This is a genomic window from Acidimicrobiales bacterium, from assembly GCA_036378675.1.
Taxonomy (GTDB): Bacteria; Actinomycetota; Acidimicrobiia; order Acidimicrobiales; family Palsa-688; genus DASUWA01.
Genome location: DASUWA010000058.1, coordinates 42,739 through 58,640, shown reverse-complemented (window position 1 = coordinate 58,640; position 15,902 = coordinate 42,739). Strand labels below are relative to the sequence as shown.

The following is a 15,902-nucleotide window of genomic DNA, read 5'->3' as shown; positions in this document are numbered from 1 at the left end:
CGGACCAACGAGGCCGCAATCGGCCATTTGATACCCAAGTCCGCTCATTTCTTCATCGAGACCGGTGAGCTCCACGGGTGCCCCGGATCCCGCGCGGCCCCTCGCGCGCATCGCCTCAGCCCAAGCGCCCTCATGTCGTCGTTTCAGCCCCTCACGCTAAAACAGAAGATTTGCCCAAAACACTCTGCTACGCGCAAATCCCTTCCACAAGGGACAATCGCGTCAATCCGAGATTTCAGTACCGCCAACCTGCGCCCCTTCCCCTCGGGGGCGGACAGTACTATTTGATACATTCCGGGGGAAAGGGGCTAATTTAAATACATTGGGAAGAATGCGCCGGCGGACGGTGCTTGCCAAAGGACGTTGGACAGGGAAACCTGATAGTGGGTCATGAAGTTCTCTAGCGTGGTTTTCTGATGGGCGGATCGATGGAAGACGACGACCCGCGGCGACAAGGCGGCCTGGATCCCGTGCCCGAAGGCGCGATCAAGCGCGCCCGGGATGCTTTTTCCCAGAGGGCGAGCGGCCCAGTTGCCGAACTGGTGTCCGACTCTCTCGTCGAGCGCGGCGACCCCGCGGGTGCGCACCTCCTGAAGTTCAAGACGGGCGCAACGACCATCGACCTGCAAGTCTCGGTCGGCGCATCGGACACAATCCTTCGTGGGACCGTCCACGGGAGCGAGTTCGCGAGGGCGGTCCTTCACCTCGAAGGCTCGGAGGTGGCCCTGGTAAAGGCCGTGGCGGACGGCTCGTTCGGGTTCGACGGCATAGCCCACGGAGTGGTCCGACTCTCGTTCGAGTCCGGCGGCGAGCCGACGCTCTGGAGCGACTGGTTCCAAGTCTGATCGCTGCTAACATCTCCGGGTTCCCGAGTCGAGTGGTAGGAACCCCCCGTGGCCAACATAAAGAGCCAGATCAAGCGCAACCTGACCAACGAGAAAGCACGCCTTCGCAACAAGGCAGCCAAGTCAGAGGTCAAGACCCGCATCAAGAAGGCCGTCGCCTCCGCCAGTTCTGGCGCTGAGACCGCGGCGGAGGATCTGCGTGTTGCTGTGAAGCGCCTGGACAAGGCCGCCGCACGCGGGATCATCCACAAGAATCAGGCTGCGAACCGTAAGTCGCGGCTCGTTCGGCGGATCAACGCCTTGACTGGCGGCCCGGAAGCCGGCTCGGGCGAGTAGCCGGCGCTATCCGACCCAAAAAGCGATCGCCACTCCGACCCCGGCGATCACGACCAAGCGCCGCAACAACTCACCGCTTATCCGGCTAACAAACCGCCCTCCGAGGAAGCCGCCGGCGATGCTCGCGACGGCCATCACCGGAACGAGCGACCACAGAACGTGGCCCGAGAATGCGAAGAAAACCGCCGCGACCACATTGATGAGGAATGACAGCCCCTGCTTCAGGGCGTTGGACGAGGTCAGGCTTTCGGTGGTGAATATGCCGAGAATGGCCAAAAGCATGATTCCCAGACCGGCCCCGAAAAAGCCGCCGTACACTGCGCCGGCGAACACCAATATCACCAGGGCAGGCCGCATTTTTGGTCCGCCCTCGCGGCGGGTGGACGCGGTCACGTCCGGTGCGACTGCCCCCGTGCCGGGCCCCGCGTCCACCCCCGGCGGCCCGGCGGCGCGTCCTGAGACGTCGACAACTTCGGGAGCGTGGAGCGCCTCGTCCTCGTCGTGAGTCCCCGCGAGGCGCCGAACCCGATCCTGCGCGAGCAGCAAGACAGACGACAGCAGGATGAGGTACGGCACTGCCTCGCGGAACGCATGCTCGGACAGACTCACCAAAAGGATCGATCCCGCCAGTCCCCCCGCGATGCTCACAGCGCTGAGCAGCCGAGTCCTTTTCAGCTGGGGCAAAAGCTCGTCGCGCTGCGCCCAGCTGCCACCGAGGTATCCGGGGACCAGGGCCACGGTGTTGGTCACGTTGGAGGAAACGGGAGCGACCCCGAGTGCTACCAGTGTCGGAAACGACACGAGCGTTCCGCCCCCGGCAAGCGCGTTGATCGCTCCGGCTGCGCCCGCGGCTCCCGCCGCAGCCAAATAGTCGAGAGCGGTGAGATCCACGGAGCTCAGCGGGCGCCCGACGCCCGCCCCGACCGCGCGCGGAAGCACAACCTGGCAACGAGGACTTCGAGGGTCGCCTCGGGCGACCAGGAGCTTGCGCCTTTGAGGTCGAGCTCGGCTCGAGCGACGAGGCCGATTCCATCAGCGATGCCGGCAGACCCCCATCGCTGAGCGGCGTTCAGCGCCTTCTTGGCGGGAAACGTACTGCGCCCCTTGGCGATCCCCATCGCCTCAGCGGCCTGTGCCTCCGTGCGTATTGAAGGGCTGTCGACCTTCAGCAGCGACTGCAGATGCCGGTGGAGTATCGCAAGCACGACGAGCGGGTGGCGCTCACCGGACCCGAGAAGCCGGTGAAGGTTCTTCAGGGCGTCTTCGGTGCGTCCCGCATCGATCGCGTCGGTGAGGTCCCACGGAGCGATCGATCCCGCTTCGCCAAGGTAGGGAGCGACGGCGCCAGCATCGACTCGCTCGCCCTCGCCATAAGCCGATGCCAAGACATCCAGCAGCGAGCCGAGCCGCCCGAGGTCCTCGCCGAGGTGATCGAGAACGAGTCGTTCCGCGGACGCGTCGAGTCGCACCGGAGCCGATCGCAGCCGAGCCCTCACCCAGTCTGCTGCCTCCCTGGGCGCGACCTTCGTGGATTGGACGTGGCCCTTGGCCTTGATCGCGGCGACCAGCTTGGGGGCGATGCTTCCCTCCCCCGCACCGAGAACCAGCACCGTCGACGGCAACGGGTCCTCGAGGTAGGCGATAAGAGGAGCCACCTCATCGGTGGAGTAACGCCCCACGTCACGAACGACCACTACGCGACGGTCGGAAAGAAACGGCGGAGTCGCGCAGCTGTCTGCCACCGCCGCCAGGTCGACGTTGTCCCCCCGGTAGTCCTCTACCACCAGGTCCCGGTCGGCATCCCCGACGAGCTCGCGCATCATCCCGGCCAGAGCTTCACTGATGAGAGAAGGATCATCTCCATCGACTAGGACCACCGGGAACGAAAGCAGAGTCGGCGTAGTCATCGGGCTTCGAGTACCGCTGCAATGGTGTCGCACACCCGGCGGGCCGCTCGAACATCGTGGGCACGAAGGATGCGGCAACCCAGGCTGACACCCAAAGCATGAGCAGCGAGGGTCGCCTCCCACCGGTCGCCGATTTCCAGGTCGAACTCGACTCCGAGAAACGTCTTGTTGGACGCAGAAAGAAGGACCGGCCAACCGAGGGCCGTGAGGCGATCAGACGCTCTGAGCAACTCGACCGATTGCGCGGCGGTCTTGCCGAGATCGAGTCCTGCGTCGAGGACGATCCGCGAGTCGGGTATGCCCTCGTCGCGCGCAGTCTTGGCACGCTGCACGAGGAACTCGGACACCTCGGCGACAACGTCGGTGTAATGGGGCTCAGGGTCCGCGACTCTCGGCCTGAGCCGGATGTGCGTCGCCACCACCGCCGCGCCGGCGTCCGACGCGACGCGGAGATAGCCGGGGTCGGCAAAGCCGCTGATGTCGTTACCCATGACCGCGCCGGCTCGGAAAGACTCGCCGGCTACCGCGGCCCGCCACGTGTCCACGGACAGCGGAACGTCGAAGCGTTGACTTAGAGCGGCGACTGCGGGAACGACCCGATCGAGCTCCTCTGCTTCTGTGACCTCCGGTCCTGGACCGGCCTTCACGCCTCCCACGTCGAGAATGTCAGCGCCCTCTGCCACCAGCTGCTCGGCGCGGCGGTAGAACGCGTCCATGTCCCAATACAAGCCGCGGTCATAGAACGAGTCCGGCGTCCGGTTCAGGATTCCCATGACGAGAGACCGCGAGGTCAAATCGAAAGCCCGGTCGCCCAGCTCCAACAACACGTCCGGCGACCCTAGTGCGCCATTCAGTCCCGACCGGCTGCGGTTTGGTTCGGAACGGTTCGGAACAGCTCAGAACAACTTCGCGGTGAGCGCCCTGCGGTAGGAAGCGGTTCGAGGATCGTCGGGTCCGAGCACCTCGAGAAGATCCACGAACTCCTGCCTTGCGCCGTCGTCGTCCCTGACCTTCTCGAGAAGCGCGTCCAGCTTGGCTTCGACGCCGTCCCCGTTCGACTCTGCGGATGCGAGCTCGGACCCAAGCCGTGCCTGTGCCGCTAGCCGGCGGGTCTCTGGAGTCTCCGGAAGGCGAGCGAGAATCGACAGCGCCTCCTCCCGCGAATCCTCCCCGGCCGCACCGCCGTCGATCAGGAGGGTCGCCAACGCCATCACCGCCTTCTCGTTGGCCGGTTCAAGTTCAAGCGCCTTGCGGAGCGACGCCTCGTCGCCGGCGGCCACCAACCGGTCCACTTCGCTCGGGGGACGGGTCAGTCCGGCGATCCACTGCCGAACGGCCGGCTCTGGAAGTGCTCCGACAAAGCTGTCAACGACCTTCCGGTCACGTATCGCGTACACCGCCGGGATCGACTGAACCTGGAAGGTCGCGGCTGATCGCGGGTTGGCGTCTACGTCGATCTTGACCAGGTCCACCCCGGCCGTCTCGCCGACGACCTTCTCGAGGATCGGTCCGAGCACGCGGCACGGACCGCACCAGTCGGCCCACAGGTCGATCACGACCGTGGCGGTCGTGGACCGTTCCAGCACGTCGGTCTCGAAAGTGGCATCTGTTACGTCGATTGCCATTCTGCGATCCTCCGGGTGTCGCAAACTGTGCCGCGTGGCGGGCGCAGGTTAGTTTTCAGGGCATGAATCACCCTGCTGCCTCCGAGGGTACCCAGGCTACGGCCGGTATCGACGTGCCGAAGGTCACCGCCTGGTTCGAGGACAACGTGCCCGGGGCGGTGCCGCCTCTCACGTTCAGTCTCGTCGCAGGAGGGCGATCGAACCTCACGTTCGAGGTAGATGACTCCGCAGCCCACCGCTACGTGCTGCGCCGGCCACCGACTGGGCACATCCTGCCTACCGCGCACGACATGAGCCGGGAATTCAAGATCATCTCCGCGTTGGGCCCTGCCGGAGTGCCGGTGCCGCCCGCTCTAGGGCTGTGCACGGACGAGGCCGTCAACGGGGCTCCTTTTTATGTAATGGGATTCGTCGACGGCATAATCGCCCGCACCGCCGAGATCGCTCAGCAGAATCTGGACGCCGATGCCCGCCGAAAGGTGAGCCTGTCCTTGATAGACACCCTGGCCCAGATCCACTCCGTCGATCCCGCGGCCGTCGGCCTGGGAGATCTCGGCCGCACCGAGGGATATATCGCGCGGCAGCTGAAGCGGTGGTACGCCAACTACCGGGCCGCGAACGAATCACGCGGAGGGACGACGCTCGCCGACGTGGTCGAGATCCACGACTTCCTCAGCGCCAGGATTCCCGAGCAGGGTCCCGCAACGATCGTCCACGGTGACTACCGGCTCGACAACTGCATCGTCTCCTCCGATGGGGAAATGCTGGCGGTGCTCGACTGGGAGCTGTGCACCCTCGGCGACCCGCTCGCCGACGTCGGGCAGCTGCTCGTCTACTGGCCCGAGCCGGGCGAGCGTTCCGTGCTTGGAGGGTCCCCCACAACGGCCTCCGGGTTCATCACCAGAGACGAGCTGACCAAGCAATACACCCAGGTGAGCGGCCGGGACATAGGGCGGATCGACTTCTACGTGGCATTCGCCTACTGGAAGCTCGCGTGCATCCTTGAAGGCGTCTACGCGCGTTACGTCGGGGGTGCGATGGGGAACGATGGCTTCGACGCGGGCGGCTACCCCGACAGCATCGCCTGGCTTGCCAGTCAGGCCCGGGCCGCGACGTTAAGCCTCGGAGCCTGACCAGGATGGTCTTATGAGATTGACCAGGATGGTCTATGAGATTGACCAGGATGGTCACATGACGTTGACCAGGATTATCCGATGACGGAGCTGGCACAGGTCCATTCATGGCCGGCGCTGGAGAGACCGATCCTGGTGGTCGCCATGGAGGGATGGATCGATGCAGGGGCGGGCTCCGCGACCGCGGTCGCCCATCTCGTCGCCTCGATGCCGTATGAGGTGATTGCAACCTTCGATGCCGACGAGCTGGTGGATTACCGTGCCCGGCGGCCCACGCTTCGGATCGTCAACGGTGTCGACACCGAGCTGCGGTGGCCGGAGATCCGCCTCCTCGCGGCGACCAACCGGACAGGTCGGAGCGTGCTGATACTCACCGGGCCCGAACCAGACATGAAGTGGAACCGTTTCCTGCAGGAAGTAGTCGCTCTTGCGTCGCGACTCGAAGTCGAGATGGTGCTGGGCCTCGGGGCGTTTCCGGCGCCGGTTCCGCACACCCGGCCCGTGCGACTGGTGGGGACTTCGACCGAAGCCGACCTAGCCGCTCAGGTCGGCTTTCTTCCAGCCGGAATCGATGTTCCGTCGGGCGTCCAGGGGGCTCTGGAAGTCGCGTTCGGACAGGCTGGAACACCAGCCGTCGGCCTGTGGGCGCGCGTGCCCCACTACGCGGCGGCGATGGCTTACCCGGCCGCGTCAGCCGCGTTGGTCGGCGGGCTCGCTCAGCTCACCGGGATCGAGGTCGACGTCTCGGGTCTCCAGGCGGCTGCCACCGCCACCCACCGGCAGATCGATCAGCTGCTGGCCGGAAGCGAAGAGCACCTCGCGCTGGTCAAGCAACTCGAGACGCAGTACGACGAGGAGCAGGGCGCGGCGGCGACCAACTTCGGCGAGATCCCGTCAGGCGACGAGATCGCCGCTGAGCTCGAGAAGTTTCTGCGCGATCAGCGATAACCCGAGAGGCGTTTGCCTGTGGCGCTTACCCCTTGCTGCGCAGTCCGGCCATGACGCGCGGGATCGTCGCACTCGCTGCCCCCTCGTATGGCGTGTAGAAGTTGAGCCGATCGACGACGTCGCCGAATCGTTCGTTGAGCAGCTTCGGTACCTCGTCCGCGGAACCTACGACGGCGAACGCGTTCAGCACGTCATCATCGATCAACCGTCCCATCTCGTCCCACTCGCCCCGCTTGGACAGCGTGTTCAACTCCGTCTGCAAATCACCCCAGCCGTGCAGTTCCAGGACCGGCCGGTACGCGGGCGTTGATCCGTAGAAGGCGATCTGCTTCCTCGTCCCGCCGGCGGCCGCCTCCATGTCCGCGTCGGTCTCGCCGCTGACAACAAACGCCGGATACGAGAGCTGGAACTCGGCCCGCGTACGGCCCGACCTCGCGAGCCCTTCGAGGACCGCCGGCAATGTCCTTTCGCGCAGGTATCGCTCGGTCGTGAACCCGTGGACCAGCATCCCGTCGGCCACCTCGCCGGCCACTCGTGTCATACCTTCGCCCACAGCTGCGAGAAACACCCTCGGCGTGCCGTACTCGCTGGGACCTGGGTTGAAAAATGGTGTCATCAGAGTGTGGTTGTAGAAGTCGCCGCGAAAGTCGAGCTTGGTCCCGTTCTGCCAAGAGTCCCAGATTGCCCTCATGGCGGAAATGAACTCCTTCATGCGAGGCGCGGGATGCGACCACGGCATCGAGAACCGCTTCTCGATGTGGGCTTTGATCTGGGATCCGAGGCCGAGCATGAAACGCCCGTTGGAGTAACTGTTCAAGTCCCAGGCCGTGTTCGCGGTGGTCATCGGATTGCGGGCAAAGGCGACTGTGATGGCCGTTCCCAGACCGATCGACTCAGTGTGCTCCGCCGCCAGGAGCAGCGGCAGGAACGGGTCGTGCGATGTCTCAGCGGTCCACACGGCGTCGTACCCGGCTTGTTCGGCCTTCTGCGCATCGGCTGCCGCGTGGCGAAGGTTTGGCCGGATCCCCCCGTCGATTTTCATGACCGGAGCATATCGGTGCTCACGAGCGCTGGCCGGCGGCTCCATGGCCCCCGTTTCATTCCACAAAGCGGTGCCCCTCGCCCAAGGCATTCCACTAAAGGTTGGAAAGGCCCGCCGGCGTCTACCTGCCAGGGTCCTAGATGACGACGTTGACCAGCGCCGGCGGTCGGGCGATGACCCGCTTTGGCTCGGTGAGTCCGGCAGCCTTCAGCGCCTCGGCGACCTTCGGCGACGACAGAGCCAGGCGGATCGCCTCGGCCTCGTCGATCGAGGCGTCCACAGTCAGCCGATCTTTGAGCTTGCCGTTCACCTGGACGATCATGGTCACCTGCTCGACCGCGACCATGTCCGGATCAGCTGCGGGCCAGGGCTGCGAGTGAACAGGGGCCGAGTCGGGGTAGCGGCGCTCCCACAACTCCGCCGTGATGTGTGGCGTCATCGGCGCGAGCAGCAAAAGTAGGGAGTCGACCGCGAAGTCCAGCACTGATCGGGCGACCCCGTCCGTTCCCTGCAAGGCTTTGTACACCAGGTTGACAAATTCCATGGCCCGGGCCACCGCGGTGTTGTACGACCAGCGCTCGTAGTCGGCACTCATCCGGTCGATCAGCCTGTGGGTCTCTTTTTCCAGTTCGACATCCGATGCTTGACGATCACGGTCGACAACGTGGGCGCCCTCCAGGCCACCCAGCCCGAGGCGCCACAGGCGTCCCAGAAAACGATGACACCCCTCCAGCATCTGATCCGTCTGCTCACTCCAGTCGAAGTCGTCGGCAGGCGGCCCCACGAACAGGTGGTACAACCGCAACGAGTCCGCACCCACCGAGTTGAAGTAACGCTCGGGCGCGACCAGGTTCCCTTTGGACTTGGACATCTTCGAGCCGTCCATGGTGATCATTCCCTGGGTGAACAGCCGTGCGAACGGCTCCCGCACCTCCCGCGGGCTCAAGCCGACGTCGCCCAGGGCTCGGGTGTAGAACCGGGCGTACAACAGGTGCAGGATGGCGTGCTCGATCCCGCCGATGTACTGGTCGACGGGCATCCACGCGCGCGCGGCCTCGACGTCGATGGCATGGTCGGTCGTCCAGGGGTTGCAGAAGCGCAGGAAGTACCAGGACGAGTCGACGAAGGTGTCCATGGTGTCCGTCTCGCGCTCCGCCGGGCCCCCGCACGTCGGACACGTCGTGTGAAGGAAGGCCTCGTGGTAGCGAAGGGGCGACTCGCCGGTGGGGCGAAACTCGACGTCGTCCGGCAGCAGGATGGGGAGTTCGTTCTCGGGCACCTTGACGATCCCGTCCGTCGGGCAGTGGATCACCGGGATCGGGCAACCCCAGTAGCGCTGCCGTGACAGGAGCCAATCACGCAGGCGGTAGTTGACCTTTCTGGCGCCGATCTCTCGCGATTCGAGCCATTCGATCGCGCGGCTCTTCGCCTCCGCCGTATCGACGATGCCGTCGAGCCACTCGCTGTTGATGCGGGGACCGTCCCCGGTGTAGGCCTCGCCTTGCCAGCCTTCCGGACGCTGAACCGTCGGAATGATGTCCAGCCCATAGGCCGTCGCAAAGTCCCAGTCGCGCTGGTCCTCCCCCGGTACCGCCATGATCGCACCGGTGCCGTAGGTCATCAGGACATAGTCGGCGAGGTAGATCGGAACGGGCTTGCCGTTGAAGGGGTTGATTGCGTGCGCGCCGGTGAACACCCCCCGCTTCTCCAGCGCGCCCTCGCTTGATTGCCGCTCGATCTCCGATTCCGTGCTGACCCGCTGCACGAACGCATCGACGTCGCCGCGGTGGTCGTCGGTGGTGATCTCGGAGACGAGCGGGTGTTCCGGCGCGAGGACGACGAACGTCATCCCGAAGCCGGTGTCCGGACGGGTGGTGAAAACCCTTATCGGCCGCAGGTCGTCGCGCCCGTCGACCCGAAGATCGAACTCGGCGCCCTCGGAACGGCCGATCCAGTTTCGCTGCATGGTCTTGACCCGCTCCGGCCATTCGAGCCCGTCGATGGCTTCTAGCAGCTCGTCCGCGTAAGCGGTGATCTTGAAGAACCACTGCTCCAGGTCTCTTTTGACCACCAGGTCGCCGCTGCGCTCGCAGGTGCCGTCGGGAAGTACCTGCTCGTTGGCCAGCACCGTGTGACAGCCGGGGCACCAGTTGACCGGCGCGTTCTTCCGGTACGCCAGTCCGGCATCGAGGAACTTTTGAAAAATGACCTGGTTCCAACGCATGTACAGCGGGTCATGGGACCTGAGCTCCCGCCTCCAGTCGTAGGAGGCGCCGAGGCGCTTGAGGCTCGCCTTCAACTCCTCGATGCGCGCCTCGGTGAACGTCCGCGGGTGGACTCCGGTCTTGATCGCAGCGTTCTCGGCGGGAAGACCGAAGCTGTCGAAGCCGATGGGGCTCAGGACGGCGTAGCCCTGCATCGTCCGGTGCCTAACGAGCAAATCGCCGAAGGTGTAGTTCCGGACGTGACCCTGGTGGGCTGGGCCGCTCGGGTAGGGGTACATGCAGAGGACGAACTGAGTTGGACGCGGGTCATCGTTTTCGACCTCGTAAGCGCCTTCCTCTTCCCAGCGCCGCTGCCATTTGGACTCGACGGCCTGGGGATCGTACTGCTCTGCCATAGGTGTTACAGGGTACTGGCGACAGGAGCCGCGGCCCGGTGGCTTAACGGCGGGGCTCGTCCATCGTCGAAGGCCCGACGTTGCGGGCCAGCCAGTCGTTGAGCGGCGCCGCAGCCTTCAGCACCTTGACGATCTCTGCCTTGGCCTTGGCGGTTCCCAGCCATGCGGCGACCGCGAACCGCTTGGCGGCGATGATGCCCCTGTACCGGAGCATCTCCACACGAGGGTGGTCCCTCGCGAACCCCTTGGGCGCGGTCTTCAGGGGGTCGGTCCCGTGAACGTCGAGCCCCGACTTCCTCAGCCGGACGATCAGGTTCTCGAGCTCCTCACCGGACGTCTCGGCATCGACGGCCTTGCGGTAGCGCTCGAGCTGATCGGTCATCAGGTGGTACATCCCCGATCCAACGAACAACCCCTCCGCCGAGATCTGAACGTATCCGTCGCCCACCGTCGCTCCCATCGCCGTCTTGTAGGGCGACTTGTCGGCGCTGAACCGCACGTCCCGGTACGGCCGGAAGATCTTGCCCTCGCCGAACTCGCCGGCCAACTCGGCGAGGAGTGCCTCCATCGGGGCTCGTACATGCTGCTCGTAGAGATGCTTGTGGTCGTTCCAGTAGACCTTGGAGTTGTCGGCCTCGAGGCCTTCGTAGAACTCCAACGCGGTTACGGGCCAGCCCTTGAACCTCACGGCTCGAATGTACCGACCGCGTAGTCGGCGGCAAAGCGGATGCCCTTCGATTGGTTATTCAGGGTCGGGCCGAGGCGCAAGTGACACCCGGTGCGGGCGCCCACTTCCGAAGGTGTCCCACTCATGGACCGAGACGATATGAAGCGGGTGTGACGGCGACGCCATCTGCGCGCCAGTGGTAGCTTTGGGGGCTCCGTTGCGGGGCTGTAGCTCAGTTGGTAGAGCGCTACAATGGCATTGTAGAGGCCACGGGTTCGATTCCCGTCAGCTCCACTTCCAGGCACCCGCCGGCGCTTCAGGGGCCAGCCGGCGCCATGTCACTGCTTTCAGTCCGAATCGGCGGGGGCGCCCGCGGGCTCGAACCAAACCCCGGAAAGGAATGGAGACCCCCGAGAGGTCGGACGGGGGTCTCCAGCGGCCGGAGGGACACGGCTCCTCCGGCAGTTCCTTGTCGCGGGGTCTGGAAGCCCGCAACAACCGCCGGGACTCAGATCCTCCCCCTCGATGGGTCGGCCGCACGTTTTCCTTGTCAGGGGCCGTCGGCCGTCGTTTATCAAAGCACATGCGCGGCCAAAGTCCAGTGGATGAACTTGGGGAAAAGCGCGGGAAGTAGGTGGGGAAAACCTACGGGTTCGACGAGTAGCACGCCTCGCCCCGGCCCCGCCCGCGCGGCCTTCACAGTCCGGGGAGTCCGCAAATCCGGGCGCCAATGTATCAAACCAGCGCCTGCTTCCTCTCAACATCGTTATGGAGTTCGCTCTAGGTGACATTCGCACAGCCAGACACGGCGAGACCGCTCCACGCATCGGCGCGGCCCTGACCTTCAGTTGATCGAATGACGGTACTAATCACTGGAGCAGGGGGATTCCTCGGAGGCCACCTCGCAGAAACCCTGCGCGCGTCGGGATATGCGGTACGCGCGCTCGTGCAACCTGGGGAGGACGTCACCGCGTTGACGGAAACGAACGCGGACATCTGCTATGGCGACCTCGACGACCGGGACTCCCTCGAACGCGCTGTCGACCGAGCCGAACTTGTACTGCACTGCGCAGCAAAGACCGGACCATGGGGACACTATTTCGACTACCACAGAATCAACGTCGAAGGCACCGAGCGGCTGCTGAACGCCTCGCTGCAGGCGGGCGTGAAACGCTTCATCCACGTGAGTTCGATCACCGTTCACGGGGCCGACGTCAGGGGTACCGCCACCGAATCAAGCCCTCTGGTTTCCGACGGCGATCCATACACGCGCACGAAGCTCGAGGCCGAGCAAGTCTTGCAGCAACGGATCGCCCAAGAGAATGCTTCAGTGACCATTGTCAGGCCCGGAATGATCTACGGACCGAGAGATTCCCATACCTTCGGTCGGATTGCGCGACTTATCGATGGTGGCCGGATGGTCATTATCGGGTCAGGGCGCAATCAGATGCCGCTCATCCACGTTAGTGACGCCGCGCGTGGGATCCTCCTGGCCAGCGAGGCTCGACACGCCGTCGGTCGGACTTACCTCCTCGTCAACGACGAACCCACGACCCAGCTCGACTTTCTCAGCAGGATCGCCGAGGAGCTTGGAGCCGCAACCCCACGGTTCCATATCCCGTATCGCCCGGCCCTTGCACTGGCGGGATCGGTAGAAACGGCATTTCGGATCATGGGAAGCAAACAACCGCCACCGGTGACCCGTTTCGGCCTCAAGCAGTTCGGGGGTGAGAACCGCTTCATCGTCGACCGCGCACGTCACGAACTCGGATTCGTCCCCAAGTTTGGTTTAGAAGCCGGGGTCCGAGACAGCGTCGCTTGGTTTCGCACCCAGGCGTTGACTACCGCTCTTCACTAGCTAAGGGGCTTGCTCGTTGGAAATCCTTGTCACTGGAGGAAACGGGTTCCTCGGCCACAATCTCGTCAGCGCGCTCCAGGATCGCGGCTATTCCACAAGAGTCCTTGCATTAGATGCTGAGGACACCACCTGGCTTCAAGAGCGCAACGTGGCCGTTTACCGCGGCAACATCCTCGACCCCAATACCCTTCGGACGCCGTTCGATGGTGTTGACGCTGTGTTCCATCTGGCGGCGATGATCGGTGTCTGGCGTCCGATGAGCGACTACTTCGCCGTTAACGTTCGAGGAACCGAGAACGTCTGTCGCGCCGCGATGGGCACCGGTGTTGGTCGATTGATCCACGTCAGCTCGGCGATGGTGTACGAGACCTCCGGCGACCGCCCCGCGACCGAGAGCGACCCTCTCTCTCCGCTCGATGAGCCATACAGCCTGACGAAGGCGCAGGGCGATGAGCTCGTGAGGCGTCTTGTACTCGACGAGGGCCTTCCGGCGACAGTAATCCGACCAGGAACCTTGATTGGACCCGGTGACCAGTTGAACTTCGGTCGGATGGCGGACCGGATTCGATCCGGAAAAGGTGTCGTGATCGGGTCGGGCGCCAATGCCCTTCTACTCTTCGACGTGGCCGACATGGTCCGCGGCCTGCTCTTGGCACTCGAGTCGGCTGGAGCGCTCGGCAACGTATACAACCTCGGACCGGACGTTCCGATAAACCAAATCGAATACCTGTCGATCATCGCGGATGAGTGCGGCGTCAATGTGCCACGAAGACATGTCCCTTACGCGGCGCTCTACGCCGCCGCAGGCATCGCCGAGAGAGTCGCACGGATAACGAACAACCGGATCAGACCGTTCGTTACGCGGCATGGGGTCAAGCTATATGGCGCGAACAACTGGATCTCGATCGCAAAGGCCCAAGCGGAGCTGGGATTCGAGCCCCAGGTACGTGCAGACGACGCTGTACGCACCGCTTGCAGGTGGTACTTCGATCGGGACACGGCATCAGGATCTCACGCCGTCGCCGGTATCCGAACTGGGCTAGAGAGCTGACGATGAGCCGGTCACTCGATGGAAGTGTTGTGCTGGTAACGGGAGCGAGCTCCGGAATCGGAGCAGCGACTGCAATGGAATTCGGCCAGCAAGGTGCTCGGGTGGTCATTGCTGCACGGCGAAGCGGCATGCTGGAGGAACGGGCGCGCGAAGTCGTTGAGGCCGGCGGACGAGTTCTGGCGATCCCTACCGACGTGACCGATCCCGTACAGGTATCCCACCTTGTCGAGCGGACATCCAAAGAGTTCGGACCAATCGATATCCTCGTGAACAACGCAGGCGTGAATTGGTCTCGAAGGCTCGGGGACACGTCGCCCGATGAGGTTCGCCGGGTCGTGTCCGTCAATTTGTTGGCCACCGTGCAATTGTCGCTCGCCGTCTTGCCAGACATGCAGCGTCGCCGAACGGGAACGATCATCTCGGTTGGCTCCGTAGCGGGGCACGTGCCGATAGAGCCTCTCTATTCGGCAACCAAATTCGGTGTGCGAGGATTCTCGCTGGCACTGCGGCGACAGCTCTCTGGCAGCGGGGTTTCTGTCTGCCTCGTCTCGCCAGGAAACATCCGCACCGCGATGACTCGCTCCCTCGATGAGGAGATGCCAGGGCCGGAGGCGGTCGCCAAGGCAATCGTTCGAATCGCCAAGCGGCCCCGCCGGGACCGTGTTGTGCCCACGAAGTATCTCGGAGTTGTCTGGTTGGACCGGGTGGCTCCTGGTCTCGCGGATGCCGCGTTCTCGTGGAGGCACCGGGGCCAGCCCGAAGGAAGCAAGATGCCCGCGTACGCGGAGCCCCCGGCATCTATCTAGGAAAGGAGACCCCGTGCAGGCACTCGTCACAGGCGCAACCGGATTATTGGGGCGCCATCTGGTTGAAGCCCTGCTGGACCGAGGCGATTCCGTCAGGGCCCTCGTCTTGCCCGCTGAGAACACTCGGCAATTGGAGGAGCTCGGTGTGCAGGTCTACCGCGGGGACGTCTGCGACCGCGAATCGCTAGAGGCACCCACGAACGGTGTAGACACGCTCTTCCACCTCGCGGCCCTGCAGGGCCAGTGGGTCCCGATGAAGGAGTACGCAGAGGTGAACGTCCAAGGTACCGACAACGTGTGCCGCGCAGTGCTCGCGTCCGGCATTCGTCGCCTTGTGCATGTAAGTTCCTGGACGATCTATGGGATCAACCGGGGGTGGGCGCTCGAGGAGAGCGTCAAACCGGCACCAGGCGACGACCCATACTGGATCACCAAGGCTCAAGGCGATCTCTTGGTGCAAAGGTGGATTGAAGAGCACGCCCTGCCAGCAGCAATAGTGCGACCAGGAACGATCTTCGGAGTTCACGACCGTCTCAACTTCGCTCGGGTGGCCGAAAAGATCCGCGCCGGCAAGGCGATCGTGATCGGGTCAGGTCGCAACTTCTTGCCTTTGGTCTTTGTAACTGATGTGGTACAAGGGCTGCTTCTGTGCGCCGACGCGCAGGAGGCTGAAGGGGAGGCGTTCAATATCACGAATGACGAGCCGCTCACCCAGAGATCCTTCCTCGACTCGGTCGCAGTCGATCTGGGTGTTAGACCTCCGCGAATCCACGTGCCGTACCCTCTCGCTTTGACCGCTGCCGCCGTCGCCGAGGGAGCGGCCGGCTTCACACGAAATGGCTCCCCCGTGGTCACCCGGCATGGGGTCAAGCTTTACGGGACCGCCAATCGCCACTCGATCCAGAAGGCCCGTCAGCGGTTGGGCTACCAACCGAAGGTAACAGTGCGCGAGGGAGTCCGCCTCAGCTGCCGGTGGTACGAGCAGGAATACGGCCCTGCTTGGACAGTCAACGACCGGTCAGAAGCGGCCGTCTCGTAGGTAATCCTTGCTGCCCTGACAACCT

General features: G+C 64.1%; 15 protein-coding genes and 1 tRNA gene. 9 read left to right on the top strand and 7 right to left on the bottom strand.

What is annotated here, in order from left to right; all coding sequences use genetic code 11:
• Positions 1-416 precede the first annotated feature (416 nt).
• Together VFZ97_18660 and rpsT are read left to right on the top strand one after the other, a co-directional pair.
• Entirely contained in the window at positions 417-845 is a 429-nt protein-coding gene (locus VFZ97_18660) for a hypothetical protein (GenBank protein ID HEX6395463.1), read from the top strand.
• A 48-nt stretch (positions 846-893) separates the two neighbouring features.
• Positions 894-1,181: a 30S ribosomal protein S20 gene (rpsT, locus tag VFZ97_18655; GenBank protein HEX6395462.1), complete on the top strand. Its 288-nt coding sequence runs from the start codon at positions 894-896 to the stop codon at positions 1,179-1,181.
• Positions 1,182-1,187: 6 nt separating this feature from the next.
• On the opposite strand, the gene VFZ97_18650 is transcribed toward rpsT, so the two are convergent.
• From VFZ97_18650 to VFZ97_18635, 4 genes are all read right to left on the bottom strand, one after another.
• Positions 1,188-2,072, bottom strand: coding sequence for a sulfite exporter TauE/SafE family protein (locus VFZ97_18650; protein ID HEX6395461.1), 885 nt, complete (start codon positions 2,070-2,072; stop codon positions 1,188-1,190).
• Between the two features lie 5 nt (positions 2,073-2,077).
• A complete protein-coding gene (gene holA / locus VFZ97_18645) occupies positions 2,078-3,088 on the bottom strand; it encodes a DNA polymerase III subunit delta (protein HEX6395460.1) in 1,011 nt (336 codons plus the stop codon).
• Complete coding sequence (folP, locus tag VFZ97_18640) at positions 3,085-3,915, bottom strand: dihydropteroate synthase (protein ID HEX6395459.1); 831 nt, start codon at positions 3,913-3,915, stop codon at positions 3,085-3,087. Before folP ends, holA begins: the two co-directional genes overlap by 4 nt.
• Positions 3,916-3,984: 69 nt before the next feature.
• A complete protein-coding gene (locus VFZ97_18635; protein ID HEX6395458.1) occupies positions 3,985-4,713 on the bottom strand; it encodes a tetratricopeptide repeat protein in 729 nt (242 codons plus the stop codon).
• A gap of 62 nt (positions 4,714-4,775) precedes the next feature.
• On the opposite strand from VFZ97_18635, the gene VFZ97_18630 reads away from it, so the two are divergent.
• Positions 4,776-5,846 carry a phosphotransferase family protein gene (locus tag VFZ97_18630; GenBank protein ID HEX6395457.1) on the top strand — a complete coding sequence of 357 codons (1,071 nt, stop codon included), beginning with the start codon at positions 4,776-4,778 and terminating at the stop codon, positions 5,844-5,846.
• 81 nt (positions 5,847-5,927) lie between these two features.
• Positions 5,928-6,794 carry a PAC2 family protein gene (locus VFZ97_18625; protein ID HEX6395456.1) on the top strand — a complete coding sequence of 289 codons (867 nt, stop codon included), beginning with the start codon at positions 5,928-5,930 and terminating at the stop codon, positions 6,792-6,794.
• Between the two features lie 25 nt (positions 6,795-6,819).
• On the opposite strand, the gene VFZ97_18620 is transcribed toward VFZ97_18625, so the two are convergent.
• From VFZ97_18620 to VFZ97_18610, 3 genes are all read right to left on the bottom strand, one after another.
• Positions 6,820-7,836 carry an LLM class F420-dependent oxidoreductase gene (locus VFZ97_18620; protein ID HEX6395455.1) on the bottom strand — a complete coding sequence of 339 codons (1,017 nt, stop codon included), beginning with the start codon at positions 7,834-7,836 and terminating at the stop codon, positions 6,820-6,822.
• 136 nt (positions 7,837-7,972) lie between these two features.
• On the bottom strand, positions 7,973-10,456 hold the full coding sequence (leuS, locus tag VFZ97_18615) for a leucine--tRNA ligase (GenBank protein HEX6395454.1): 2,484 nt from the start codon (positions 10,454-10,456) through the stop codon (positions 7,973-7,975).
• 43 nt (positions 10,457-10,499) lie between these two features.
• Complete coding sequence (locus VFZ97_18610; GenBank protein ID HEX6395453.1) at positions 10,500-11,144, bottom strand: DUF2461 domain-containing protein; 645 nt, start codon at positions 11,142-11,144, stop codon at positions 10,500-10,502.
• A 200-nt stretch (positions 11,145-11,344) separates the two neighbouring features.
• On the opposite strand from VFZ97_18610, the gene VFZ97_18605 reads away from it, so the two are divergent.
• From VFZ97_18605 to VFZ97_18585, 5 genes are all read left to right on the top strand, one after another.
• Positions 11,345-11,417: transfer RNA gene (locus VFZ97_18605), tRNA-Ala, on the top strand.
• Positions 11,418-11,979: 562 nt separating this feature from the next.
• Positions 11,980-12,981: an NAD-dependent epimerase/dehydratase family protein gene (locus VFZ97_18600; protein HEX6395452.1), complete on the top strand. Its 1,002-nt coding sequence runs from the start codon at positions 11,980-11,982 to the stop codon at positions 12,979-12,981.
• A gap of 16 nt (positions 12,982-12,997) precedes the next feature.
• Complete coding sequence (locus VFZ97_18595; protein ID HEX6395451.1) at positions 12,998-14,032, top strand: NAD-dependent epimerase/dehydratase family protein; 1,035 nt, start codon at positions 12,998-13,000, stop codon at positions 14,030-14,032.
• A gap of 2 nt (positions 14,033-14,034) precedes the next feature.
• On the top strand, positions 14,035-14,838 hold the full coding sequence (locus VFZ97_18590; protein HEX6395450.1) for an SDR family oxidoreductase: 804 nt from the start codon (positions 14,035-14,037) through the stop codon (positions 14,836-14,838).
• Positions 14,839-14,851: 13 nt separating this feature from the next.
• Positions 14,852-15,877 (top strand): NAD-dependent epimerase/dehydratase family protein, encoded by a 1,026-nt coding sequence (locus VFZ97_18585; protein ID HEX6395449.1) that lies wholly within the window; start codon positions 14,852-14,854, stop codon positions 15,875-15,877.
• Positions 15,878-15,902: the final 25 nt, after the last annotated feature.

Bases quoted from the DNA above. Each gene is read 5' to 3' on its own strand.
- VFZ97_18660 (HEX6395463.1), top strand. From the start codon at position 417: ATGGGCGGATCGATGGAAGACGACGACCCGCGGCGACAAGGCGGCCTG.
- holA (HEX6395460.1), bottom strand. From the start codon at position 3,088: ATGACTACGCCGACTCTGCTTTCGTTCCCGGTGGTCCTAGTCGATGGA.
- VFZ97_18635 (HEX6395458.1), bottom strand. From the start codon at position 4,713: ATGGCAATCGACGTAACAGATGCCACTTTCGAGACCGACGTGCTGGAA.
- VFZ97_18630 (HEX6395457.1), top strand. From the start codon at position 4,776: ATGAATCACCCTGCTGCCTCCGAGGGTACCCAGGCTACGGCCGGTATC.
- VFZ97_18625 (HEX6395456.1), top strand. From the start codon at position 5,928: ATGACGGAGCTGGCACAGGTCCATTCATGGCCGGCGCTGGAGAGACCG.
- VFZ97_18620 (HEX6395455.1), bottom strand. From the start codon at position 7,836: ATGAAAATCGACGGGGGGATCCGGCCAAACCTTCGCCACGCGGCAGCC.
- leuS (HEX6395454.1), bottom strand. From the start codon at position 10,456: ATGGCAGAGCAGTACGATCCCCAGGCCGTCGAGTCCAAATGGCAGCGG.
- VFZ97_18600 (HEX6395452.1), top strand. From the start codon at position 11,980: ATGACGGTACTAATCACTGGAGCAGGGGGATTCCTCGGAGGCCACCTC.
- VFZ97_18590 (HEX6395450.1), top strand. From the start codon at position 14,035: ATGAGCCGGTCACTCGATGGAAGTGTTGTGCTGGTAACGGGAGCGAGC.